This is a genomic window from Rhizobium leguminosarum (assembly GCF_004123835.1).
Classification (GTDB): Bacteria; Pseudomonadota; Alphaproteobacteria; order Rhizobiales; family Rhizobiaceae; genus Rhizobium; species Rhizobium leguminosarum_M.
The window spans coordinates 245,832-269,277 of sequence record NZ_MZMU01000015.1 but is presented as its reverse complement, the minus strand read 5'-3'; the positions used below and the strand labels follow the sequence as shown (position 1 = coordinate 269,277).

Below are 23,446 nucleotides of genomic sequence, written 5' to 3'. Positions count from 1 at the left end.
ATTCCGTGGTATGGCTTGTCCTGTCCCTCGGCCCCACCCGCCCTTATCCCTCGACCCAATCGATCGCAAACACGGCTCCATGTAGCGTCGTCGATGCCGTGTTTAAGGCGGCGGTCAGAAGGAGACGAACATGAACCTTGAGACAAATATGAGCCTGGAAAACACCGCACACACCGGCAGACCTCGGCTCGACGAATTGGTTCCGTCGCGCTACGCGGTGCAGGTCGGCGAGATTGAGGTGCTGGTGGTCAGCGACGGAGTGCTACCGCTCCCGACCGCGATGCTGGGACACAACATCGATCCCGCCGTCCGAGCGGCCTGGCTGAAAGACATGTTCCTCCCAGCGGACGCTTTCGACTGGGCGCTGAACGTGGTCGTGGTACGCAGCGGCGACCAGACCATACTCCTCGACGCCGGGCTGGGGCTCGACCCGGACTTGCACCTGCCGCGGGCCGGGCAGCTGATCAAGCGACTGGAGGCCGCTGGCATCGATCTTGCGTCGGTGACCGACGTGGTCCTGACCCACATGCACATGGACCACATCGGCGGGCTGCTCGTCGACGGAGTGAAGGACCAGCTGCGTCCGGACCTGCGGATCCACGTGGCGGCGGCAGAGGTCAAGTTCTGGGAGGCGCCCGATTTCTCCCGGGTCTCCATGCCGCCGGGCTTCCCGGACGCGCTTCGGGCGACCGCCAAGCGGTTCGCCAAAGAGTATCGCAGCCATCTCAGGCTGTTCGATGATGAGTACGAGGTGGCGCCGGGCGTGGTCGTCCATCGCACCGGCGGCCACACCCCCGGCCACAGCGTGATCCGCCTGGCCTCCGGCGGCGACAGGCTAATGTTTGCCGGCGACGCCGTGTTCGCGGTCGGGTTTGAACATCCGGACTGGTACAACGGCTTCGAACACGACCCCGAGGAGGCGGCTCGCGTTCGGGTCCGTCTGTTGCGGGAACTGGCGGAGACCGGCGAGCAGCTGGTGGCCACTCACCTGCCGTTCCCCTCCGTCGGCCGGGTGGCGGTGGACGGCGACGCCTTTCGTTGGGTGGCGGCCTTCTGGGACTACTGATCGATTGTTGGGGGTCGTAGAGCGTGTGCTCATCGCGTGAATGAGTCCACGCTCTACTGGCTTGTTTTTGAGCAATTCCGAACGCAAAAACCGCTACACACTTTTGCTGGAATTGCTCTTGTTTCTGCGCAATTCCGGACGAAAAACCGCTACACACTTTTGCTGGAATTGCTTAAGTCAGATCCTGACCCGCCGATCATCCCCGCGTACTGGAAGACCTCTTGGCCGATATTGTCAGCCTGCTATTGCCGTTCTTCGGCCTGATCCTGATCGGCTACATCCCCGCCAAGGCGACCAAGCAGCCGGCCGAAGCGCTCGGCTGGCTGAACACCTTCATCATCTATGCCGCCCTGCCCGCTCTGTTCTTCAAGCTCGTCTCGCGCACGCCGATCGAAGAGCTGACGCGCGTCGATTTCATCGTCACCGATATTGCGGCGACCTATGCGGTCTTCATCCTGCTTTTCGTCATCGGCCGCGTCGTGCGCGGCAATTCGCTTGCCGATTGCACCATCCAGTCCTTTGCCGGCGCCTATGGCAATATCGGCTATATGGGGCCGGGCCTGGCGCTGTTGGCGCTCGGCGAAGGCGCAGCCGTACCGGTGGCGCTGATCATCTGCTTCGAGAACGCGCTGCATTTCATCGTGGCGCCGGCGCTGATGGCGGCAGCCGGCGACGACAAGCGTTCGCTCAACCGGCTTGTCGCTGACATCGTGCGGAAGGTTGGGCTGCATCCCTTCATCCTGTCGATGGTGCTGGGCTTTGCGGTGGCTGCCCTGCATCTCGACCCGCCGCTGGCGTTTCAGCGCCTCGTCGACTATCTCGCCCAGGCGGCGGCGCCCTGCGCGCTCTTTGCCATGGGCGTGACGCTGGCGCTGCGGCCTCTGAAGCGGATCCCGGCCGAGATCTCCTATATCGTGCCGGCGAAGCTGATCCTGCATCCGATCGCGGTCTTCGTTGCGCTGACGGCGGTGGGTGGTTTCGAGCCGGTGTGGATCCAGGCGGCCGTGCTGCTCGCCTGCCTGCCGACGGCGACCAACGTCTTCGTCATCGGCCAGCAATATGGCGTTTGGCAGGAGCGCGCCTCGGCGACGATCCTGATCACCACGGTGTTTTCGGTGGTGAGCGTTTCGCTTTGGCTGATCGTGATCCGATCAGGCCTTCTTCCGCTTCAGCTTTTCCCGTAGCGCATCCGGAATATCGCGAAAGCCGCGGCCGGGCTCGATGCCCTCACGCATGACGATATTGCGCAGCGGCGGTATGGCCGAGAGGATATGCAGGCCGGCGGCCCGCAGCATCTGGACGGGCAGGAAATCCGAAAGCAGCGAGCGGTTTAGAATATCGACACTGGCCGTGCGCGTCATGATATCGGCGCGGCGCTTGCGGTCGAAGCTTTCGCCGGCATCGGCCGGCACCGGCAACTCCGCCCTGTCGCACAGGATATCGGCAAGCGCCATGATATCGCGCAGGCTGAGGTTCAGCCCCTGGGCCCCGATCGGTGGGAAGACATGCGCGGCCTCGCCGATCAGCGCGATGCGCCCCTTGCCGAAACGATGCGCCATCATGCCGGAGAGCGGCCAGACCTGGACGCCCTCCTCGACATCAACCTTGCCGAGCATGGACTGCATGCGCGCCTCGACAAGAGCACCGAGCTCGGCAAGCGGCAATTCCGCGCGGCTCGCCGCCTCAGCGGGATCCTGCACCCAGACGAGGCTGGAGCGGCTGCCCGGCAGCGGCACCTGGGTGAAGGGGCCGTGTTTGGTGTGAAATTCGGTCGAGATATTCTGGTGCGGCAGGGAATGGGCGAAATTCAGCACCATGGCCGATTGCGGATAGGACCAGTTGCGCACTGTAATGCCGGATGTCTCGCGCAGCTTCGAGCCGCGGCCATCGGCGCCGACGGCAAAATCTGCAGAGAGCGTCTCGCCGCCGGCAAGCGTGATCGAGACGGCTTCAGCCGATATTTCGATCGATTCGGCCATATCGGTGAAACGGGTGATATTGCCCTCGCCGGCGGCCGCTTCTTCCAAAATGCCGGTCAGCGCCTTGTTGGGGAAATTATAGCCGAAGGCATCAAGGCCGACCTCGGCCGCGCGGAAGGTGGTGGTCGGCGCGCGCAGCAGCCTATCGGTGCCGTCGACGATGCGCATGCTGGCGAGAGGAGCGGCTGCGGGGCGGAGTTTTTCCCAGAGCGCCAGGCGGTCGAGGAAGCGGATCGATTGATCCATCAGCGCCGTGGTGCGCCGGTCCTCCTTGGGAGCAACAGGGGCCACCAGCGCCACGCTGCGGCCGCCGCGCGCCAGCGCGATTGCGGCGATCATGCCAGCGAGACCGCCACCAACCACCGCCACTTCGAATGTCTTCATGCTACCGTTCCGCCATCGTAAATAGGCGGACTGGCCGCTTATGCGGCCGGCTTCGCCTGACGGCGCCAACTATAGCCCTTGCCAGCGTCGGCGTCACGCACCGCCGGCTGATAATGATGGGGAATGGCGGGAAGGCGGTTTTCGGAAAGCCGCTTCAGCGCCGTGGCGTTGGTGACGGCAAAGCTGTCGATGCCGACGCGCAGCATCAGCGGCACCTGATCGATCAGCACGTCGCCGACGGCGCGCAGCTCGTTGGTGTAGCCGAGGCGCTGGCGCAGCAGCGAGGCATGGCTGAAGGCGCGGCCGTCGTTGAAAGCCGGAAAGGCGACGGCGACGATTTCGAGGCGATAGAGATAGGGCTCCAGCCGGCGCACGTCGTCGGCCGGCTTGATCAGCACGCCGAGGCCGACATCGTTGCTTTCGTCGGCCCTGGCGATCAGTTCGTCGAGGCCGAGCAGCGGCTTCTGCTCCTCGGTCGCCTTCACCTCGTCGGACTCGATCACCCAGGGATCGTTTTCGACAAAACCGGTTTCTCTCCAGATCTTCGTCATCATCCCCTCCTTATGCCGCTTCGGCGGCCGAGCCGTAGAGCGCAGTCTTGAACGGCTGCGGTCCGACACGGCGATAGGCGGCGAGGAAGTTCTCGGATTGATCGAGGCGCAGGCCGAGATAGGTGTCGACGATCGTCTCGATCGCGTCGGTCACCCGGTCCGGCTCGAAGCCGCGGCCGATGATCTCACCGATCGAGGTATGTTCGTCACCGGAGCCGCCGAGCGTGATCTGGTAGAGTTCGGCGCCCTTCTTCTCCACACCGAGCAGGCCGATATGGCCGACATGGTGATGGCCGCAGGCATTGATGCAGCCGGAGATCTTGATCTTCAGCTCGCCAATCTCGGCCTGGCGTTCGGCATTGCCGAAGCGGCGGGAGATTTCCTGCGCCAGCGGAATGGAGCGCGCATTGGCGAGCGCGCAGTAGTCCAACCCGGGACAGGCAATGATGTCGGTGATCAGGCCGGCATTGGCTTCGGCGAGATTGATGGCGACGAGGCCGCGATAGACGGCTTCGAGATCGGCAAGCGCCACATGCGGCAGGATCAGGTTCTGCTCATGGCTGACGCGGATTTCGTCGAAGGCATATTCCTCGGCAAGATCGGCGATCGCATCCATCTGTGCATCCGAGGCGTCGCCCGGAATGCCGCCGATCGGCTTCAACGAGATCGTCACCATGCCGTAATCGGGGTTCTTGTGCGGCTGCACGTTCTGCTGGACCCAGCGGGAGAAACCGGAATCGGCCTTCTTCCAGCGGGCGAGGTTTTCCCAGCCTTCGGCGCGTTCGGGCAGTGCCGGCGGCGCGAAATAGGCAGCGATCGACTGCACGTCCTTTTCCGGCAGCTTGAGCTCGGTATCCTTCAGCGCGGCGAATTCAGCCTCCACCTGGCGCGTCAGCTCCTCGGTGCCGGTTTCGTGCACCAGGATCTTGATGCGGGCCTTGTACTTGTTGTCGCGGCGGCCGTGCAGATTGTACACGCGCACGATTGCCGTGGTGTAGGAGAGCAGGTCTTCCTCGGGCAGGAAGTCGCGGATCAGCTTGGCGATCATTGGCGTACGGCCCTGGCCGCCGCCGACATAGACGGCAAAGCCGATCTCGCCCTTGTCGTTCGTCTTCACGTGCAGGCCGATATCATGGACCTGGATTGCGGCGCGGTCACGCTCGGCGCCGGTGACGGCGATCTTGAACTTGCGCGGCAGGAAGGAGAATTCCGGGTGGACCGACGACCACTGGCGCAGGATTTCGGCGTAAGGACGTGGATCGGCGATCTCATCGGCGGCGGCACCGGCGAAGTGATCGGCCGTGACGTTTCTGATGCAGTTGCCCGAGGTCTGCAGCGCATGCATCTCGACGCTGGCAAGGTCGGCCAGCGCATCGGGAATATCGGACAGTTTCGGCCAGTTGAACTGCAGGTTCTGGCGCGTGGTGAAGTGGCCATAACCGCGGTCATAGGTGCGGGCGATATGGGCGAGCATGCGCAGCTGGCGCGAGCTCAGCGTGCCGTACGGAATGGCGATGCGCAGCATGTAGGCGTGGAGCTGCAGGTAGACGCCGTTCATCAGGCGCAGCGGCTTGAACGCATCCTCGGCCAACTCACCGGAAAGCCGGCGCTGGACCTGATCGCGAAACTGCTCGACGCGCTCGGTAACAAAGGCATGGTCAAATTCGTCGTAACGGTACATCGTCTTCCTCAGACTGCAATGAATTCGGGATCGGCAGGAGCGTAGCCCGGGGCATATTCCATGGTCGGGCCTTGCGCGCGGATGCGCTCGCGAAGGCGAAGCGGCCAGAGAATGCCGTTGGTTTCCTGAACGTCGACGACGGCGACGTCAACGACCTCGTTGTCGGCATAGGATTTCTTGCCGATCGCCTCCAGCGCCGCAACGGCCTCGGCATGACGGGCAACGAGCGCCTCCTGCAGCGAGGTGGACCACTTGCCGTTCGCATCCAGCCAGACGGCAATGCCGTCCGTCAGCCGGTTGGCGGTCAGAACCTTGTCACCCATATTCAGCTCCTTGCAAGTTCCTCGAGCCGGGCATTTGCGCGCACCAGGGGCTCGGACAGTTCGAAATTGGCGCCGGCGACCGCATCGCCGATAATGACCATGACAGGCCCGGTCAACTCGTCGCGGTGCTGCAGATCAGGCAGATCGGCGAGCGTGCCATGCAGCAGGCGGCGCTCAGCGCGGCTGGCATTTTCGATGACGGCAACGGTGGTCTCAGACGGAATGCCCGCCTGCATCAGCCGCTCGGCAACGGAGGCGGCGACCGTGCGGCCCATATAGACGGCGATCGTCGCGCCGGAAACGGCAAGGCTTGCCCAATCGGGCAGCACGTCGCCGGTGAGATCATGGCCAGTGGTGAAGACCAGCGAGGAGGCGACGCCGCGCAGTGTCAGCGGCAGCTCGAAATCGGCAGCGGCGGCGAAGGCCGAGGTGATACCAGGCACGACCTCATAGGTGACGCCGGCAGCGCGCAGTGCCGCCATCTCTTCCCCTGCCCGGCCATAGACCAGGGGATCGCCGGATTTCAGACGGACGACACGCTTGCCCTGGCGGCCGAGATCGACCAGCAGGTCGTTGATCTCTTCCTGGGACTTCGAGTGGCAGCCCTTGCGCTTGCCGACGGAAAGCCGCTCGGCATCACGGCGGCCCATATCGACGATCGCCTGCGGCACCAGCGCATCATAGACGATGACATCGGCCTCCATCATCACGCGCTGGGCGCGCAGCGTCAGCAGATCCTCGGCACCCGGGCCGGCGCCAACGAGCCAGACATGGCCGGCAACCCGATCCATGGAATGCAGCAGCCGGTCGGCGGCATGCTGGGCCTGCGGCAGGTTGCCGTTGGCGACCGCATCGGCAACGGGGCCGGAGAAGAAGCGGCGCCAGAAGACGCGGCGAGAGACGCCTCTGGGAACCAGTTGTTCGACGGCCTTGCGGTAGCTCGTTGCCAGCCCGGCAAGGCGGCCGAGCGAGGGCGAAAGCAGCTGGTCGATCTGCGCGCGGATCATCTGCGCCAGAACCGGCCCTGCCCCTTCGGTGCCGATCGCAACGGCGACGGGCGCGCGGTTGACCAGCGCCGGCGTGAAGAAATCGCAGTAATCGGGCTGATCGACGGCATTGGCCGGAATTCTGGCGGCACGCGCAGCGTCGACGATGCTGCGGTCATCAGCTTCATTGCCGGTTGCGGCGAAGACGAGTACTGAACCCTCGACCTGTTCGGCGGAGAAGGCAGCGCGCACGGTCTCGATACGGTTGGCGATCAGGAAAGCATGGTAATCGGCTTCCGGCCGGTCGGCATAGGCAATGATGCGCGCCCGCGTGTTGAGCAGCAACCGCACCTTGGCGAAAGCTTCGTCGCCATTGCCGAAGACAGCCGTCTTCTGGCCTTCCACGCGAAAGAAGGCGGGAAATACCGAAAGCTGTTCAGTCTTGGGAGGCATCATCAATCCACTTCGAGGTTGCCGGAATATGCCCTTGATCGACAAGGGATTGAAGGAACAGAAATTCGAAAGCCCAAGCAAGCGGGTATTCTTTTGCTCGTGCCGACAGTGATTTGAGAAAAGTCACCCGTGCGGCCAAAAAGCCGCATATTCCCAGCCCGCTTGCTGCAGTGCAGTATAAAGCCTGTGACAAAAGACGTCCACTGGTGCTTGACGCATTTCGCTCGCGCCGCCAAGGCGATAGACTGAGGAAAACTGGAGGGCCCACATGCCTGATAAGACCATTGCCTCCCGCCTGCTTTCGGTCATGGAAGACGATATCCTGCCGCTGACGGAGCGTGGCGTTTCGCTTGGCAATAAGGTGTTCGGTGCGGCGATCTTAAGGAAATCCGATCTTTCGCTTGTCGTCGCCGAGACAAATAACGAGCTGGAGAACCCGCTCTGGCACGGCGAGGTTCATACGCTGAAGCGTTTCTACGAGCTTGGCGACAAGCCGCCGACCAAGGATCTGATCTTCCTGTCGACGCACGAACCCTGCACCATGTGCATGTCGGCGATCACCTGGGCCGGCTTCGACAATTTCTACTATTTTTTCAGCCATGAGGATTCTCGCGACGCCTTCGCCATTCCGCACGACCTGAAGATCCTGAAGGAGGTCTTCGGGCTTGAACCCGGCGGCTATCGCAGGCAAAACGCCTTCTGGAACAGCTTTGCCATCGCCGATCTCGTCGAGACCGAGGAGGCTCAGCTGAAGACCGCACTGAAGACGCAGACCGCCCGCATCAAGGCGCGCTACGACGCGCTGTCGACCAGCTACCAGTCGTCGAAGAGCGCCAACGACATTCCACTAAACTGAAGCCCGTTGACCTGAGGCAACATGCAACCTTCCAAAGACATTTCGCGGCTGATCGAGATCATGGCGGCGCTGCGCCATCCCGAAACCGGCTGCCCCTGGGACATCGAACAGAACTTCGAGACGATCAAGCCCTATACGATCGAGGAGGCCTATGAGGTCTCCGACGCGATCGAGCGCGGCGATATGGACGACCTCTGCGACGAGTTGGGCGATCTGCTGCTGCAGGTGGTCTTTCACGCGCGCATGGCCGAGGAGGCCGGCGAATTTTCCTTCGGCGACGTGGTCAACGCCATCACCGCCAAGATGATCCGTCGCCACCCGCACGTCTTTGCCCGCTCGGCGGCGGATACGCCGGACGCGGTGAAGAGACAATGGGACGAGATCAAGCAGGCAGAGAAACGCGAGCGCGCCGAGCGGCGATCACGGCGCGGCATCACCGAGGACTTCAATAGCGGCTTCCTCGGTTCCGTGCAGCGTAGCTTCCCGGCTCTGACGGAAGCCCTGAAGCTGCAGGAACGCGCCGCCAAGGTCGGCTTCGACTGGTCAGCACCCGAGCCGATCCTCGATAAGATCGAGGAGGAGATCGGCGAATTGCGGGCAGCCCTTCGCGAAGGAGATCAGGCAAAGGTCAGCGACGAACTCGGCGACCTGATCTTCGCGGTCGTCAATATCGGCCGGCACGTCAAGGCCGATCCGGAACAAGCAGTGCGCGGGACAAATACGAAATTCCGGCGTCGGTTCAGCCATATAGAACAGGTTCTTGAAGCAGAAGGTGATACGCTGGAAGCTGCGACGCTGGAGCGGATGGAGGAAATTTGGCAGGCGGCGAAGGCGATTGAGCGGGCCGTGACATCGGGCGCTGAGTGAGCGGAACGTTGCCACATCTCCCTTCTCCCCAACGGGGAGAAGATGCGGGCAGGCAGATGAGGGGGTGAGCGACGACAGGAGCGAATGCGCTGAGCGCAAGCGAAGGGCATGAAGGGCGTGCCGTGTGGCCCCCTCATCCGACGCTTCGGGCCACCGACCGGGGTCGAGCCACGGGTCTCGACCCGTCCTTCGGACCCCCGCTGGGGAGAAGGGAGCGCCTTACCGCTCCCAATCTTCCTTTGAAGGCTTCTGTCCGTTGCCGATGCGGCGTTCGAGTTCGGTTGCCTCGGTTTCGGAGAGGCGCAGATCGAGGGTGATCGTGCCGTCCTCATTATCCTCGCGGCTGTCGACGATCGCGTGATCGTAAAGCCAGGGTAGCAGCGCCAACTTGTCGACCGGAAGGCGGATCGTTGCCACGGTCATCACGCCTGACAGTCTGCGGCTGATCTCTTCCATCAGCGTGTCGACGCCCTCGCCGCTGACGGCGGAAACCGCGACCACGTTGCTGGCGCCGACCGATTTCTGCACCATGGTGTCGTGCACCTCGGGCTCCAGCCGATCGATCTTGTTCCAGACCTCGATCAGCCGCTTCTGCGCTTCGGCCTCGTCGATGCCGAGGTCGTTGAGGATGCGCATCACGTCGGAGCTCTGCGCCTGGTTGTCGGCATCGGACATGTCGCGGACATGCAGGATGAGATCGGCTTCCAGCACCTCTTCGAGCGTTGCCCGGAAGGCGGCGACCAGATGGGTTGGAAGATCGGAGATGAAGCCGACGGTGTCGGACAGGATGACGGTGCGGCCGTGCGGCAGCTTCATGCGCCGAAGCGTCGGGTCGAGCGTGGCAAACAGCATGTCCTCGGCCAGCACGCCGGCGCCGGTGATGCGGTTGAACAGCGTCGACTTGCCGGCATTGGTATAACCGACCAGCGCCACGATCGGGTGCGGCACCTTGCGGCGCTTGGCACGGTGGAGCTGGCGGGTGCGCACGACCTGCTCCAGCTCGCGTTCGAGCTTGATGATGCGGTCCTGCAGCATCCGCCGGTCGGCTTCGATCTGGGTTTCGCCGGGGCCGCCCATGAAGCCGCCACCGCCGCGCTGGCGTTCAAGGTGGGTCCAGCTTCGGACCAGGCGACCCTTCTGATAATTGAGATGGGCGAGATCGACCTGCAGCGTGCCTTCCTTGGTGGAGGCGCGGCGGCCGAAGATTTCGAGGATGAGGCCCGTCCGGTCGATGACCTTGGCGTTCCATTCTTTTTCGAGGTTGCGCTGCTGCACCGGCGTCAACGGATGATCGACGATGACGAGACCGGAATCGCGCTCGTCGAGCAGCGCCTTGATCTCCTCGATCTTGCCGGTGCCGAGCAGTGTGGCCGGTCTCGGCTCATTGACCGGGACGATCGAGCCATTGACGACATCGAGGTCGATCGCCTGGGCAAGGCCGGTCGCCTCTTCGAGACGGCTTTCCGGCGTGCGGGTCGAGGCCGATTCACTCTGGCCGCCGCGACTGCGCGATTTCAGAACCGGCACGACGACAGTCGCGCGCATGTCGTCCCTGTGCTTGGCGGCCTCAGGGATGATCGAATCGTTCTTGGTATCGCGTGTCGAAATGACGGCTGATCCTGTTAGGACGCTGCTTCTTCGCTCTCGAACATCTGCATGGGCTGGCCCGGCATGATCGTCGAGATCGCATGCTTATACACGAGCTGCGAATGGCCGTCACGGCGAAGAAGAACACAGAAATTGTCAAAAGACGTAACAACGCCCGTGAGTTTCACGCCGTTGATCAGAAAGATTGTCAGGGAAATCTTTTGCTTGCGAACAGTATTGAGAAATAAGTCCTGAAGATTCTGAGAACGTTCCGCCATCGCGCCGCTTCTTTCTTTATTGCCGACCTGATCTGGCCGGTAGAATATCAATCAACCTCACCATGCGAAGACCGGTGGCATCCTCATCCACCTGTCCAGCAAATCTTGGTATCAAATCGCAATCTTTTCCGCAACGTCGAAAAAGGCCTCGCGGACTTTCTGCGAGACGCTGCCCGGATGGCCGTTGGCAATGGGCTGGCCATCGACGGAAACGACCGGAAAACAAATGCTTGTGGCTGCAGTGAGGAAGACCTCGCGGGCTGCGAGCATCTCCGAAACGGAGAAATTCCGCTCCGCGATACTCAACCCCAGCTTGGCTCCGACATCCATCAGAGTGGTGCGGGTAATGCCGCGCAGGATGCCGTGTTCGGCCGGTCGCGTCACCAGGGTTCCGTCCGGATCGACGATCCAGACATTGGTCGCCGCCCCTTCCTTTACCATGCCGTCGCCGTCGACATAGATCGCTTCCTGGGCGCCGGCCTCCTTGGCCTGCTGGCGGGCCATGGCATTCGGCAGCAGGCCGACGGACTTGATGTCGACGCGGTCCCAGCGATTGTCGACAAGGGTGATCGCCTTGATGCCGTTGGCGTTCTTGGCGGCGATGATCCTGGCATCGGTGCTCTTGGCGGTAATCACCAGCGAGGGCGGCGTACCCTCGGCCGGAAAGACATGATCGCGGCGGGCGACGCCGCGCGTCACCTGCATATAGAAAAGCCCGTTGCGGACATGGTTGCGACGCAGCGTCTCGCGAATGATCTGCGTCAGCGCCGCCCGGCCCATCGGCCAGGCGATGCGCAACTCACCAAGCGAACGGTCGAGACGGTTCAGATGGCGCGTGAGGTCGACGATATAGCCGTGGCGCACTTCGCAGACCTCGTAGACGCCATCGGCAAACTGGTAGCCGCGATCCTCGATATGCACGCTGGCATCGGAATGCTTGACGTAACGGCCATTCACATAGGCAATTCTCGGCATGGGAAACCTGGTCTTCCGGGAAGCAATATAGGACGCGGCGCGGCGGCGGCCGCGCCGGATACACTCAGACGCCGAGCGACTTCAGCTTGCGGTGTAGCGCCGAACGCTCCATGCCGACGAATTCCGCGGTGCGCGAGATGTTGCCGCCGAAGCGGTTGATCTGTGCGATCAGATAATCCTTCTCGAACATCTCGCGGGCTTCGCGCAGCGGCAGCGTCATGATGTGATAGTCGTTCTTGGCGGACACCTTCGGCAGCATGTCGCCGAGATCGGTCGGCAGCATGTCGGCGGTGATCGGCGCATCCGGCCCGTCGGTGCGGGCAAGGATCATCAGCCGCTCGATATTGTTGCGCAGCTGGCGGATGTTGCCGGGCCAATCATGCGCCTGCAGCACCGCCATGGCGTCGTCGCCGATGCGGCGCGGACGGATGCCGGCCTGCTCTGATATCTGGCGCATCAGCTGATCGACGAGGAAGGGAATGTCCTCTCGCCGTTCGGCAAGTGCGGGCACACGCACCGGCACGACGGCAAGGCGATGATAGAGATCCTCGCGGAACCATCCTTCGGCGATGCGACTTTCGAGATTATAGGCGGTCGAGGAGATGATGCGGACATCGACCTTGACGCGCTTGGAACCGCCGACCCGCTCGAACTGCTGATCGACCAGCACGCGCAGGATCTTGTTCTGCGTCTCACGCGGCATTTCGCCGACTTCGTCGAGATAGAGGATGCCGCGATGGGCTTCCTCGAGCGCGCCGATCTTGCGCGCCTGGCCGGGCGTGCCCTCGGTGCCGAACAGCGCCACCTCCATGCGTTCAGGCGTGATGTTGGCGGCGTTGATCGCAACGAAGGGGCCGTTGGCGCGGGCCGACTTCTTGTGGATCATCCGCGCCACCAGCTCCTTGCCGGAGCCGGAGGCGCCGAGGATCATGATGCGGCTGTTGGTCGGCGAGATCTTCTCGATCGTCTGGCGCAGCTGCGAAACGGCGACCGAGGTGCCGATCAGCTCCAGCGCGTCGCCGGTGCGGCGCTTCAGATCTGAAACCTCGCGCTTCAGCTTGGAATTCTCCAGCGCGCGTTCGGCGATCAGGATCAGCCGGTCGGCCTTGAAGGGCTTCTCGATGAAATCGAAGGCGCCGCGCTTGATCGCCGAGACGGCGGTCTCGATGTTGCCGTGGCCGGAAATCATCACGACGGGCAATTCCGGATGGCGGGTCTTGATCTCGTCGAGCAGCGACAGGCCATCGAGCTTGCTGCCCTGCATCCAGATATCGAGGAAGATCAGCCGCGGCACGCGATCGGAAATCGCCGCCAGTGCGCTGTCGCTGTCATGGGCCGTGCGCGTCTCGTGTCCCTCGTCCGAGAGAATGCCGGAAACGATCTCGCGAATATCGTGCTCATCGTCGACGACGAGAATATCAGAGGCCATAAACGCTTTCCTTGTCATTAGATGCGGGAGCAGCAGGCGTTGGATCAAGGCGTGGCAGATGCACGCGGATCATGGCCCCTCTTCCCCGGTCAAAATCGGCGGGCGCATCATGCAGCTCGAGCTGCCCGCCATGTTCCTCGATGATCTTCTTGACGATGGCGAGGCCGAGGCCGGTGCCCTTCTCGCGCATCGTCATATAGGGTTCCAGAATGCTGTGGCGGTTCTCCACCGGCAGGCCGCGGCCATTGTCGATCACGTCGACGGTGAAGCGGTCGCGGCCGGTATCGAGTGCGGCGCGGACGAGAATCTTGCGTTCGTCCCGCTCATCGCTCGGCACGGCCTCGATCGATTCGACGGCATTCTTGATGAGATTTCCGAAGGCCTGGCCGAGCATGCGGCTGTCGAACAGGCCCTCCAGCGGCTGGTCGCCGAAATCCTGCTCGAAGGTGACGTGATGGTTGCCCATCTCGCGCAGGAAGATCGCGTCGCGCAGGATATTGCGCAGATCGCTCGGCTCCTTGGTCGGCTTCGGCATGCGAGCGAAGGCGGAGAATTCGTCGACCATGCGGCCGATATCGCCGACCTGGCGGATGATCGTATCGGTGCATTGGTCGAAGACGGTCCGGTCGTTCGGGTCGATCTGCTTGCCGTAACGCCGCTGGATGCGCTCAGCGGAAAGCTGGATCGGGGTCAGCGGGTTCTTGATCTCATGGGCGATGCGCCTTGCCACGTCGCCCCAGGCGGTCGAGCGCTGGGCGATGACGAGATCGGTGATGTCGTCGAGCGTGATCACGTAAGATTCGCTCATGTCGCGCACTTCCTCGCGGGTGACCTGCACGCTCAGCGTCCTCACAGTGCCGCCACGCACCAACGCGATCTGCTTGCGGAAATCGCCGCGATGACGCGACGCCGCCTCGGTCAGCACGTGATCGACCTCAGGCGCGATGTCGACCAGCTGCTTGCCGAGCATCTCGTCGGCCGACAGCGACATCAGCGTCTCGGCCGAACTGTTGACGATGGCGATGCGGCGATCCTGCTCGACGCCGATGACGGCGGCGGTGACGCCCGACAGCACCGCTTCGATGAAGCGGCGGCGGTCATCGACCTCGTCCTTGGCTTCCAGGATCTCGTCGCGCTGGGTGCGGATTTCCGAAATCATCTTGTTGAAGGTGCGCGAGAGATTGGCTACGTCGCCATCGACCGCATGCACCGGCACGACGATATCCATATTGCCCGATGCGACGCTGTCGGCGGCGGTGATCAGCAGGCGGATCGGCCGGACGATGCGGTCGGCGACGGCGATCGCGGTCCAGATCGCCGCCAGGAGCACGATCAGCGCGAAGCCGATATAGAGCACGGCGAAGGCGACCTGCAGCGAGAAGCGGTTGGCCTCCATCGAGCGGTATTCGGTGGCGTTCTCCTCCATCATGCGCATGGCGCCCATGACCTTGGGATCGACGGCGCGCACGGTATAGAGGAAGGTGCCCTGGATGGCATCAAGCTTGATGATGGCGCCGACGAGATTGGTGACGCCGGGCGGGATCAGCGTCGGCTGGCCGGCGGCCGCCTTTTCCAATGCGTCCTGCGGAATGGCCGGCAGCGGCTTTTCGGTGGCGATATCGGCCTGGACGATCACTGAGCCGTCGCGCTCGACGAGGAAGGCGCCGAGCAGGCCGCGGCCCCTCGCCTGGCGGGTCATCAGATCGGAAAAGCCCGTCCTGTCGAGGCTGTAGAGCGCGCGGTTGCGCTCCAGGTCGTTGGCCATGGAGACCGTCTGCCCCTGCAGGTAGCTGGCATTCTCCATCATGTAGGCTTGGCCGATATTGCGCGACGAGCTGACGATCGACTGGGTGCGCAAGGCAAACCAGCGGTCAAGACCGGCATTCAGCGTGATACTGGCGAAGATGGCGACGAGGATCGCCGGCGTGATCGCCACGATCGAAAAGAGCACGACGATGCGGATGTGCAGGCGGGCTGCCGCGCGGCCACGAGTGCGGGCTTTCAGCAGCCTTGCCACCTCGCGGCCGATCAAGGCGAGCAGCGTCAGGACAAAGAAGGAATTGACGATCACCGAGGTGATGACGACATGCGACGTCGGGGCGATCGGCGTCAGGCCGAGCAGCACGAAAAGCGTGACCGTAGCGCAGAGAAGCGCGCCGCCGGCGAGTACGAGGCCGGGCACGGCAAAAAGGGCGCGGCGGTCGGTTACCGTCGTCACCGTCTCGCCCGCCGCCGGCGATACCCCATCCTGCGTCATTCGGCCTCTCTTCAGACGGCACCCGCCGCCCTCGCCATCCGATCGAAACCAAGCAAACGCCGGCTTAAAAAAGCCAGCGCTACAACGACTCGATCGGGAGCGAATGTCCAAAACCCTTGCGTGACCTTTAAGCAACGCATTGTGGCGAAAATGCAACGCGTATCGCCTCGTTGTCAAGCCGTGCTTCCCTCGACGGGCCTTAATCTGACCCGTCGAGAGAGGTTTGGGTCCTCTAGAAGCGACGTGGTCCTTCGGGTTTGTTGCCAACGATCGTGTCGATCCGGTCCAGCACGTCAGACGTCATCTTCTCTCGGTGTGAGAGGGCCGCGAGATTGTCCTGCAGCTGGCTGGCGCGCGAGGCTCCAAGAATGACGGTCGAGACGTTGCGGTTGGCGAGGCACCACAAAAGGGCGAGATGCGTGATCGATATGCTGATCTCGTCCGCGAGCTTTGCAAGCTCGCCGACTTGTTTGAGCTGGGCGCGGCCGGCATCGCTGGACCACTTTTCCTTCAGCCATTCGTAGCCCGGCAGGTTCATACGGCTGTCGGCCGGCACACCGTCATTGTACTTGCCGGTCAGGACGCCCGAGGCGAGCGGCGACCAGATCGTGGTGCCGAGGCCGATCAGATCATAGAGCGGCAGATAGTCGGACTCGACCTTCTGGCGTTCGAAGATGTTGTACTGCGGCTGCTCCATCGTCGGCGGCGTGATGCGCAAGTCCCGGGCAACGGCATAAGCTTCCGTCAATTGCTGCGCGGACCATTCCGACGTGCCCCAGTAGAGCACCTTGCCTTGGGCGACGAGATCGTGCATCGCCCGGACCGTTTCCTCGATCGGCGTGTCGATATCCGGGCGGTGGCAGAAATAAAGGTCGAGGTAGTCGACCTGAAGCCGCTTGAGCGCTGCGTGGCAGGCATCGGTCACATGCTTGCGCGACAGGCCGCGCTGCGTCGGCTTCTGGCCTCCCCAGAAGACCTTGCTGGAGACAACAAAGCTGTCACGGCTCCAGCCAAGCCTGCTGAGCGCCTCGCCCATCACGATCTCGGATTTGCCGCTCTCGTATCCTTCGGCATTGTCGAAGAAGTTCACCCCGTTGTCATAGGCAAGCTTCATGAGGTCGACGGCGTCGCCTCCATTGACCTGCTTGCCGAACGTCACCCATGAGCCGAAGGAGAACTCGCTCACCTTCAAGCCCGACTTTCCCAAACGTCGATATTCCATCATGCAACTCCCGCAAATTATGAATATATGCCGGCCTGTCACCGGGTCGGCCTCGCCGATCGATCGACGACCGATTCGCGTAATCTATGGCATGAGCAACGATATGCGAGGCTCAGCCCGCCAAGTTGACCAAAACACGATGTCGCAGTCCCGTCAGCCCCGACGGTAAAGAAAAGGGCGCTCCACGACATCAGTCGGAGCGCCCCGTGGCATGCGATCGACGACGTTTGCGGCGGAGGTCGACAGCAGCAACGGCAGAATGACGAGATTCGGAACGGATAGGCAACATGCGATTGGAATCTGCGACGCTATCGACCGCCGATTGATCCTGTCGTCCACCGGATATCCACAGCTTATCCACAGGCACGGCGACGATGATCGCAGCAACTTCAATGACATTCGCCTGGCGGCAAAACACTCCTCACAAATGCTTATGTGACTGTCGAATGACACCGCGTCTTTGTTTGTCTGCTTGGATATAAACCGTGGCGTGGCTCAGATAGTCTCACCTCTCCTCCCGACCGTGGCGGCGGACGCCGGGAGGGGTGGGCGGTGGGCAAACATGAGGGCCCGCCGCCTTCTTTTCATCGCGCCCCCGAACAGGCTCAGGCGGTGCGGGAACTCCTGTAGACCGAAACCCCAAGTTCCCTGATCTTCTTGCGCAAGGTGTTGCGGTTGAGACCGAGAAGATCGGCCGCCTTGATCTGGTTGCCGCGCGTCGCCGTCAGTGCGGCGAGGATCAGCGGATATTCCATTTCGGTCAGCACACGGTCATAGAGGCCGGGTGGCGGCAGATTGTCCCCGAAGCCTGCGAAATAGCTACGCATGTTCTCCTCGACGGCTTGCGCGATTGTCATCGAGCCGCTGCGCATCGGCCCCTTGTCGATCGGGCTGTCGGGCACGTCGGAACGCAGTTCCGCATCGATGATCTCGCGGGTGATCACATCCTGCGGATAGAGCGCCATCAAACGGCGGATGAGGTTTTCCAACTCGCGGACATTGCCCGGCCAGGCATAGGCCTTCATCAGTTCGAGGGCTTCCTGATCGAAGCGCTTGGAGCCGAGACCTTCCTTTTCCGCCTGCTGGATGAAATGGCGCACCAGATCGGGAATGTCCTCGGCGCGATCACGCAGCGGCGGCAGGCGCAGGGGCACGACATTGAGGCGGTAATAGAGATCCTCGCGGAACAGGCCCTGGTTGATCGCCTGCTTCAGGTCCTTGTTGGTGGCGGCAACGATGCGCACATCGGTGCGGATCGGCGTGCGGCCGCCGACGGTGGTGTATTCGCCCTGCTGCAGGACGCGTAAGAGCCGTGTCTGGGCGTCCATCGGCATGTCACCGATCTCGTCGAGGAAGAGCGTGCCGCCTTCAGCCTGCTCGAAGCGGCCGGTCGAGCGCGTCTGCGCGCCGGTGAAGGCGCCCTTCTCGTGGCCGAAGAGCTCGGATTCGATCAGGTCGCGCGGGATCGCCGCCATGTTGATTGCGACGAACGGGCCGTTGCGGCGCTTGCCGTAATCATGCAGCGCGCGGGCGACGAGTTCCTTGCCGGTGCCGGATTCGCCGGTGATCATCAGCGTCAGGTCCGTCTGCATCAGGCGGGCGAGCACGCGGTAGATTTCCTGCATCGCCGCCGACCGGCCGACGAGCGGCATGCCGTCCTGCATGTCGTCTTCGAGTTTGGCGGGCTTGCGCTTCGGCTCGGCCAGCGCACGGCCGATGATGCCGATCAGCTCGGTGAGATCGAAGGGCTTCGGCAGATAGTCGTAGGCGCCCTTTTCCGAGGCCTTGATGGCGGTCATGAAGGTGTTCTGGGCGCTCATGACGAGGACCGGCAGGTCGGGCCGCGCCTTCTTGATGCGCGGCAGCAGATCGAAGGCGTTCTCGTCGGGCATCACCACATCGGTGACGACCAGATCGCCCTCGCCTGCCGAAATCCAGCGCCAGAGGGTAGCGGCGTTGGAGGTGATGCGAACGTCATAACCGGCGCGGCTCAAAGCCTGGTTGAGCACGGTCCGGATGGCCGCATCATCATCTGCAACGAGGATCGTGGCTGTCATCGAGAAGGTCCTGTCGAGCTTGCTATAGAGGCGTCTTCAAGCGAGGCGTCCTTCGACGCCGGCATGAGAACGCGGAATGTCGTGCGGCTGTTCTGGCTGTCGCATTCGATGATGCCGCCGTGATCGCCGATGATCTTGGCGACCAGCGCCAGGCCGAGGCCGCTGCCGTTCGGCTTGGTGGTGATGAAGGGATCGAAGAGATGCGGCAACAGATCGAGGGGAACGCCGGGGCCGTTATCGTGGACGCAGAATTCCAGCGGCAGCGAGATCTTTTCGCGTGTGCCGGCGACCGAAAGACGGATGCCGGGGCGATAGGCCGTCGTCAGCATGATTTCGCCGTCCGGCCGATCGCCGACCGCTTCGGCGGCGTTCTTCACCAGATTGAGGAAGACCTGGACGAGCTGGTCGCGATTGGCATAGACGGCCGGCAGCGACGGGTCGTAACTCTCGGTGACGCGGATGTTGCGGGCAAAACCCGCCTTGGCGACCGCCTTCACATGATCGAGCACCGAATGGATGTTGACCGGCATGCGGTCGACAGGTCGTTCGTCGGAAAAAACTTCCATCCGGTCGACCAGCGAGACGATGCGATCGGTCTCGTCGCAGATCAGCCGGGTCAGCGCCCGATCGTCGTCGTCCGCAGATTGTTCGAGCAGCTGGGCGGCGCCGCGGATGCCGGAGAGCGGGTTCTTGATCTCATGCGCCAGCATCGAGGCAAGGCCGGTCACCGAGCGGGCGGCGGCGCGATGCGTCAGCTGTCGGTCGATCTTGTCGGCCATCGACCGTTCCTGAAAGACGATGACGACGGCGCCGGGCTCGCTGAGCACCGGGGCGACGTAGAGATCGACGAGCTTATCCTGGCCGAGCCGAGGCGAACTCAGGTCGACGCGATATTCGTTGACCGGCGCCTTGCGTTCGCGCACCTGGTCGATCAGGGCGAGCAGCGGGCTGCCGAAGGGAATGAAGGTCGAAATCCGGTAGCGCGCCAGATGCGAGGCGCTGGCGCCGAAGAAGGCCTCCGCCTCCCAATTGGCGAAAACGACGAAGCCGGATTCGTCGACCATGATGACGGGGTTCTGGATGGCGTTCAGCACGGCCATGGCGACGGTCCCGCCGGCGTGATCGGACGGAGATGTCATATCCTTCGTCATGCCGCCTCCCGGCTGTCGACAATATTCGCAGCCAGCGCATCGTAAAGGCGCGCGGCCACCTCGCGCGGGTCGCGCGAGGTCATGATCTCCGCCTTTTCAGCGCCTGACAGATCAGGCGCGAAACGCTGGAGATACCAGCCAAGGTGCTTGCGGGCGTGGCGGATCGCCACCGCTTCGCCGTAGAAATCCAGCATCATCCGGTAATGCTCGACGGCAATCTCGGCGATCTCCAGGGATTGCGGTGCGGGCGCACCTGATATGACGCCGGCATGCCACGGCCTGCCCTGGCAGCCCCTGCCGATCATGACGGCATCGGCGCCGGAGCGGCGCAGTATTTCCTGTGCATCGCCTGCGGTTTCGACATCGCCATTGGCGATCAGCGGAATGGAGATCACCTCGCGGACCGCGCGGATCGCATCCCAATCGGCGCGACCTTCATAGAATTGCATGCGGGTGCGCCCATGAATGGTCACAAGCTGGATGCCGGCCGCCTCGGCGCGGCGCGCAATGTCAGGCGCGTTGATCGAATTCTCATCCCAGCCAAGGCGCATCTTCAGCGTCACGGGAATGTCGACGGCCTTGACCGTCGCCTCGATGAGACCGAGCGCATGATCGGGGTCGCGCATCAGCGCCGAACCCGAATAACCGCCGATCACTTTCTTTGCCGGACAGCCCATGTTGATGTCGATGATATCGGCGCCGTGATCGGCGGCGATCTTGGCCGCCTCCGCCATCCAGTGCGCCTCGCGTCCGGCAAGCTGCACCATATGCGGCCGGAAGCCCGCAGCGCTCAGCCGCGACCAGGATTCGGCCGTGTCGTTGACCAGTTCGCGGCTTGCCACCATCTCAGTGACGACGAGGCCGGCGCCGAAGCGCCAGGCAAGCTCGCGGAAGGGCATATCCGTGACGCCGGACATCGGCGCCAGTACAACGCGGTTCCGCACGGACACGGGTCCGATTTGGAAAGGCGCTGCGAGATCCTTGGAAATCAAATGATTATCTTTCGGGCACACAATAGAACTGCATTATTTTTAGCCACTATTCCCTGGCTTGCCAAGGGGGCTGGGATCGGAATTGATATTTTTCGGGCAGATGCTGGAAAAGGCCAAAGCAAGACGTTAGAGCACTCGGGTCAATTCCGCATAATTTAAGGGATTTATGCTGCAAATGCCTTCTAAGCAACCGATATCGGCTGGAATTGTCATCGTTGCCGCCGGCCGCGGCGAGCGCGCAGGATCATCCAAGGAAGGCCCCAAGCAGTATCGCATGATCGGCGGCAAGCCAGTTATCGTGCATACGCTTGAAAACTTCATGACATGGGAAGCGGCAACTGAGATCGTCGTCGTCATCCATCCCGATGACGAGGCGCTGTTTGCGAGAGCCTTCCGCCATATCATCTCGGCAACGCCGATCGAAACGGTGCATGGCGGCGCCACAAGGCAGCAATCCGTGCTTGCCGGCCTCAGATACCTCAAGGACAAGCAAATCAGCCATGTGCTGATCCATGATGCGGTGCGGCCGTTCTTCGACCATCATCTCCTGGACCGCATCGCCGAGAGCCTTGACGCTGGCGCGCAGGCGGTCCTGCCGGCGATCCCGGTCACCGATACGTTGAAACGCGCCGACAATGCCGGCACAGTGCTGACGACGGTTTCACGCGAGCATCTCTACGCGGCGCAGACGCCGCAATCCTTCGCCTTCGAAACGATCCTCGAGGCGCATGAGAAGGCGGCCGCAAGCGGACGAAGCGATTTCACCGACGACGCCTCGATCGCCGAATGGCTGGGCATTCCGGTGACGATCGTCGAGGGCACGGCCGACAACGTCAAGCTGACGGTCAAGGACGATATCGCCATGGCCGACGACAAGCTGTCTGCTTCGCTGCTTCCAGACGTGCGCACCGGCAACGGCTACGACGTGCACCAGCTCGTAGCGGGCGATGGCGTGACGCTCTGCGGCGTGTTCATTCCGCACGACCAGAAGCTGAAAGGTCACTCGGATGCCGACGTCGCGCTGCATGCGTTGACGGACGCGCTGCTCGCCACCTGCGGCGCCGGCGATATCGGCGATCATTTCCCGCCGTCCGACCCGCAATGGAAGGGGGCGGCCTCGCGGATCTTCATCGAGCATGCCGCCCGGATCGTGCGCGAGCACGGCGGCACGATCATGAATGCCGACGTCTCGCTGATCGCCGAGGCACCGAAGGTCGGCCCGCATCGCGACGCCATGCGGGCAAAACTGTCGGATTATCTCGGCATCGATATCGAGCGCTGTTCGGTCAAGGCGACGACCAACGAGACGATCGGTTTCGTCGGCCGGCGCGAAGGCATCGCGGCGATCGCGACTGCCACCGTCGTCTATCGCGGGAGGAAATGATGAGCCTTTTTCCCGACGATGTCCTGTCAGTGGCGGAGACGATCATCCGTGACTTTACGGCCGCAGGGCTGATGATCTCGACCGCCGAATCCTGCACCGGCGGGCTGATCGCCGGGGCGCTGACGGAGATTTCGGGTTCGTCCGCCGTCGTCGACCGCGGCTTCGTCACCTATACGAATACCGCAAAGATGGAGATGCTCGGCGTGCAGGCGGAAACGCTGCTGCGCTTCGGGGCAGTCTCCGAGGAAACCGCGCGGCAGATGGTGCATGGCGCCCTCTTTCGCTCGCGCGCCGAGATCGCCGTCGCCGTCACCGGTATTGCCGGCCCCGGCGGCGGATCGGCGGAAAAACCGGTCGGCCTTGTGCATCTCGCCGCCAAATCGCGCGACGGCACGCTCATCCATCGGAAAATGCTCTATGGCGATATCGGCCGCAGCGAGGTCCGGCTGGCGACGATCAGGACGGCGCTGGAGATGGTGCGCTCGCTCTATGCGGCCTGACGCGGGTTCGCTCATCAGACCGGCGTGTAGATCCTGTTTGCCCTGGTCTCGAAAGCTTCGGTGAACATGCGGAAGGCGCGGTCGAACATCGAGCCCATCAGCGCGCCCAGGATGCGGCTCTTGAACTCGTAGTCTATGAAGAAATCGACTGTGCAGCCGCCGGACGGGATCTCGGCAAAGTGCCAGCGATTGTCGAGATATTTGAACGGGCCATCGATATATTTGACCTCGATGACGTGCTCGGCTCGGTTCAGCAGCACCTGCGTCGTGAAGGTCTCCCGGATCGCCTTGTAGCCGACCGTCATGTCGGCGACGAGCAGGATCTTGCCGTCGCGCTCCTTGCGGCTCCTGATGGCGAGCGCTTCGCAGAGCGGCAGGAATTCCGGATAACGCTCGACATCGGCGACGAGATCGAACATCTGCTCGGGCGTGTGCGGGACGGGACGGTGCGTTTCGAATTGCGGCATA

General features: G+C 62.8%; 21 protein-coding genes. 6 read left to right on the top strand and 15 right to left on the bottom strand.

The features are described 5' to 3' along the window. Positions 1–130: 130 nt before the first annotated feature. Positions 131–1,066, top strand: coding sequence for an MBL fold metallo-hydrolase (locus B5P46_RS23550; RefSeq protein WP_129420818.1), 936 nt, complete (start codon positions 131–133; stop codon positions 1,064–1,066). A gap of 221 nt (positions 1,067–1,287) precedes the next feature. Continuing rightward, positions 1,288–2,250 carry an AEC family transporter gene (locus tag B5P46_RS23545; RefSeq protein ID WP_129420817.1) on the top strand — a complete coding sequence of 321 codons (963 nt, stop codon included), beginning with the start codon at positions 1,288–1,290 and terminating at the stop codon, positions 2,248–2,250. Here the strand turns inward: B5P46_RS23545 and B5P46_RS23540 are convergent. Genes B5P46_RS23540 through cysG form a run of 5 tightly spaced genes read right to left on the bottom strand, consistent with a single transcriptional unit; the run spans position 2,218 to position 7,423 of the window. Continuing rightward, entirely contained in the window at positions 2,218–3,429 is a 1,212-nt protein-coding gene (locus tag B5P46_RS23540) for a UbiH/UbiF family hydroxylase (RefSeq protein ID WP_129420816.1), read from the bottom strand. The two genes, B5P46_RS23545 and B5P46_RS23540, sit on opposite strands and share 33 nt — an antisense overlap. Positions 3,430–3,467: 38 nt before the next feature. Beyond that, a complete protein-coding gene (locus B5P46_RS23535) occupies positions 3,468–3,980 on the bottom strand; it encodes a DUF934 domain-containing protein (protein ID WP_129420961.1) in 513 nt (170 codons plus the stop codon). 10 nt (positions 3,981–3,990) lie between these two features. Then, positions 3,991–5,661, bottom strand: coding sequence for a nitrite/sulfite reductase (locus B5P46_RS23530; RefSeq protein ID WP_129420815.1), 1,671 nt, complete (start codon positions 5,659–5,661; stop codon positions 3,991–3,993). Between the two features lie 8 nt (positions 5,662–5,669). After that, positions 5,670–5,984 (bottom strand): DUF2849 domain-containing protein, encoded by a 315-nt coding sequence (locus tag B5P46_RS23525; RefSeq protein ID WP_011651871.1) that lies wholly within the window; start codon positions 5,982–5,984, stop codon positions 5,670–5,672. Positions 5,985–5,986: 2 nt separating this feature from the next. Then, positions 5,987–7,423 (bottom strand): siroheme synthase CysG, encoded by a 1,437-nt coding sequence (gene cysG / locus B5P46_RS23520; RefSeq protein WP_129420960.1) that lies wholly within the window; start codon positions 7,421–7,423, stop codon positions 5,987–5,989. A gap of 268 nt (positions 7,424–7,691) precedes the next feature. Here cysG and B5P46_RS23515 point away from each other — a divergent pair, with 268 nt between their 5' ends. Beyond that, on the top strand, positions 7,692–8,279 hold the full coding sequence (locus tag B5P46_RS23515) for a deaminase (RefSeq protein WP_129420814.1): 588 nt from the start codon (positions 7,692–7,694) through the stop codon (positions 8,277–8,279). A gap of 21 nt (positions 8,280–8,300) precedes the next feature. Then, on the top strand, positions 8,301–9,146 hold the full coding sequence (mazG, locus tag B5P46_RS23510; RefSeq protein WP_129420813.1) for a nucleoside triphosphate pyrophosphohydrolase: 846 nt from the start codon (positions 8,301–8,303) through the stop codon (positions 9,144–9,146). Between the two features lie 219 nt (positions 9,147–9,365). Here mazG and hflX read toward each other — a convergent pair whose 3' ends face one another. The 9 genes from hflX to dusB form a co-directional block, all read right to left on the bottom strand. Further along, a complete protein-coding gene (hflX, locus tag B5P46_RS23505) occupies positions 9,366–10,691 on the bottom strand; it encodes a GTPase HflX (protein ID WP_129420812.1) in 1,326 nt (441 codons plus the stop codon). A gap of 77 nt (positions 10,692–10,768) precedes the next feature. After that, positions 10,769–11,011, bottom strand: a complete 243-nt coding sequence (hfq, locus tag B5P46_RS23500; RefSeq protein ID WP_003539403.1) for an RNA chaperone Hfq — start codon at positions 11,009–11,011, stop codon at positions 10,769–10,771. Between the two features lie 111 nt (positions 11,012–11,122). Further along, positions 11,123–11,986 (bottom strand): D-amino-acid transaminase, encoded by an 864-nt coding sequence (locus B5P46_RS23495; RefSeq protein ID WP_129420811.1) that lies wholly within the window; start codon positions 11,984–11,986, stop codon positions 11,123–11,125. Positions 11,987–12,050: 64 nt separating this feature from the next. After that, positions 12,051–13,415 carry a sigma-54-dependent transcriptional regulator gene (locus B5P46_RS23490; RefSeq protein ID WP_129420810.1) on the bottom strand — a complete coding sequence of 455 codons (1,365 nt, stop codon included), beginning with the start codon at positions 13,413–13,415 and terminating at the stop codon, positions 12,051–12,053. Beyond that, positions 13,405–15,672, bottom strand: coding sequence for a sensor histidine kinase NtrY-like (locus B5P46_RS23485; protein ID WP_129420809.1), 2,268 nt, complete (start codon positions 15,670–15,672; stop codon positions 13,405–13,407). The genes B5P46_RS23490 and B5P46_RS23485 overlap by 11 nt, the downstream gene beginning before the upstream one ends. 232 nt (positions 15,673–15,904) lie before the next feature. Then, on the bottom strand, positions 15,905–16,894 hold the full coding sequence (locus B5P46_RS23480; RefSeq protein WP_129420959.1) for a potassium channel beta subunit family protein: 990 nt from the start codon (positions 16,892–16,894) through the stop codon (positions 15,905–15,907). A 605-nt stretch (positions 16,895–17,499) separates the two neighbouring features. Further along, entirely contained in the window at positions 17,500–18,951 is a 1,452-nt protein-coding gene (gene ntrC, locus B5P46_RS23470) for a nitrogen regulation protein NR(I) (protein ID WP_003539347.1), read from the bottom strand. After that, on the bottom strand, positions 18,948–20,102 hold the full coding sequence (locus tag B5P46_RS23465) for a two-component system sensor histidine kinase NtrB (RefSeq protein ID WP_012757341.1): 1,155 nt from the start codon (positions 20,100–20,102) through the stop codon (positions 18,948–18,950). Before B5P46_RS23465 ends, ntrC begins: the two co-directional genes overlap by 4 nt. Beyond that, entirely contained in the window at positions 20,099–21,115 is a 1,017-nt protein-coding gene (gene dusB / locus B5P46_RS23460; protein ID WP_206735392.1) for a tRNA dihydrouridine synthase DusB, read from the bottom strand. Before dusB ends, B5P46_RS23465 begins: the two co-directional genes overlap by 4 nt. A 145-nt stretch (positions 21,116–21,260) precedes the next feature. Here dusB and B5P46_RS23455 point away from each other — a divergent pair, with 145 nt between their 5' ends. Both B5P46_RS23455 and B5P46_RS23450 read left to right on the top strand, forming a co-directional pair. Then, positions 21,261–22,478, top strand: coding sequence for a bifunctional 2-C-methyl-D-erythritol 4-phosphate cytidylyltransferase/2-C-methyl-D-erythritol 2,4-cyclodiphosphate synthase (locus tag B5P46_RS23455; RefSeq protein WP_129420806.1), 1,218 nt, complete (start codon positions 21,261–21,263; stop codon positions 22,476–22,478). Beyond that, entirely contained in the window at positions 22,475–22,978 is a 504-nt protein-coding gene (locus B5P46_RS23450) for a CinA family protein (protein ID WP_206735391.1), read from the top strand. Before B5P46_RS23455 ends, B5P46_RS23450 begins: the two co-directional genes overlap by 4 nt. Before the next feature lie 14 nt (positions 22,979–22,992). Here B5P46_RS23450 and B5P46_RS23445 read toward each other — a convergent pair whose 3' ends face one another. Further along, positions 22,993–23,445, bottom strand: a complete 453-nt coding sequence (locus B5P46_RS23445; protein ID WP_129420805.1) for a type II toxin-antitoxin system RatA family toxin — start codon at positions 23,443–23,445, stop codon at positions 22,993–22,995. Between the last annotated feature and the right edge of the window lies 1 nt (position 23,446).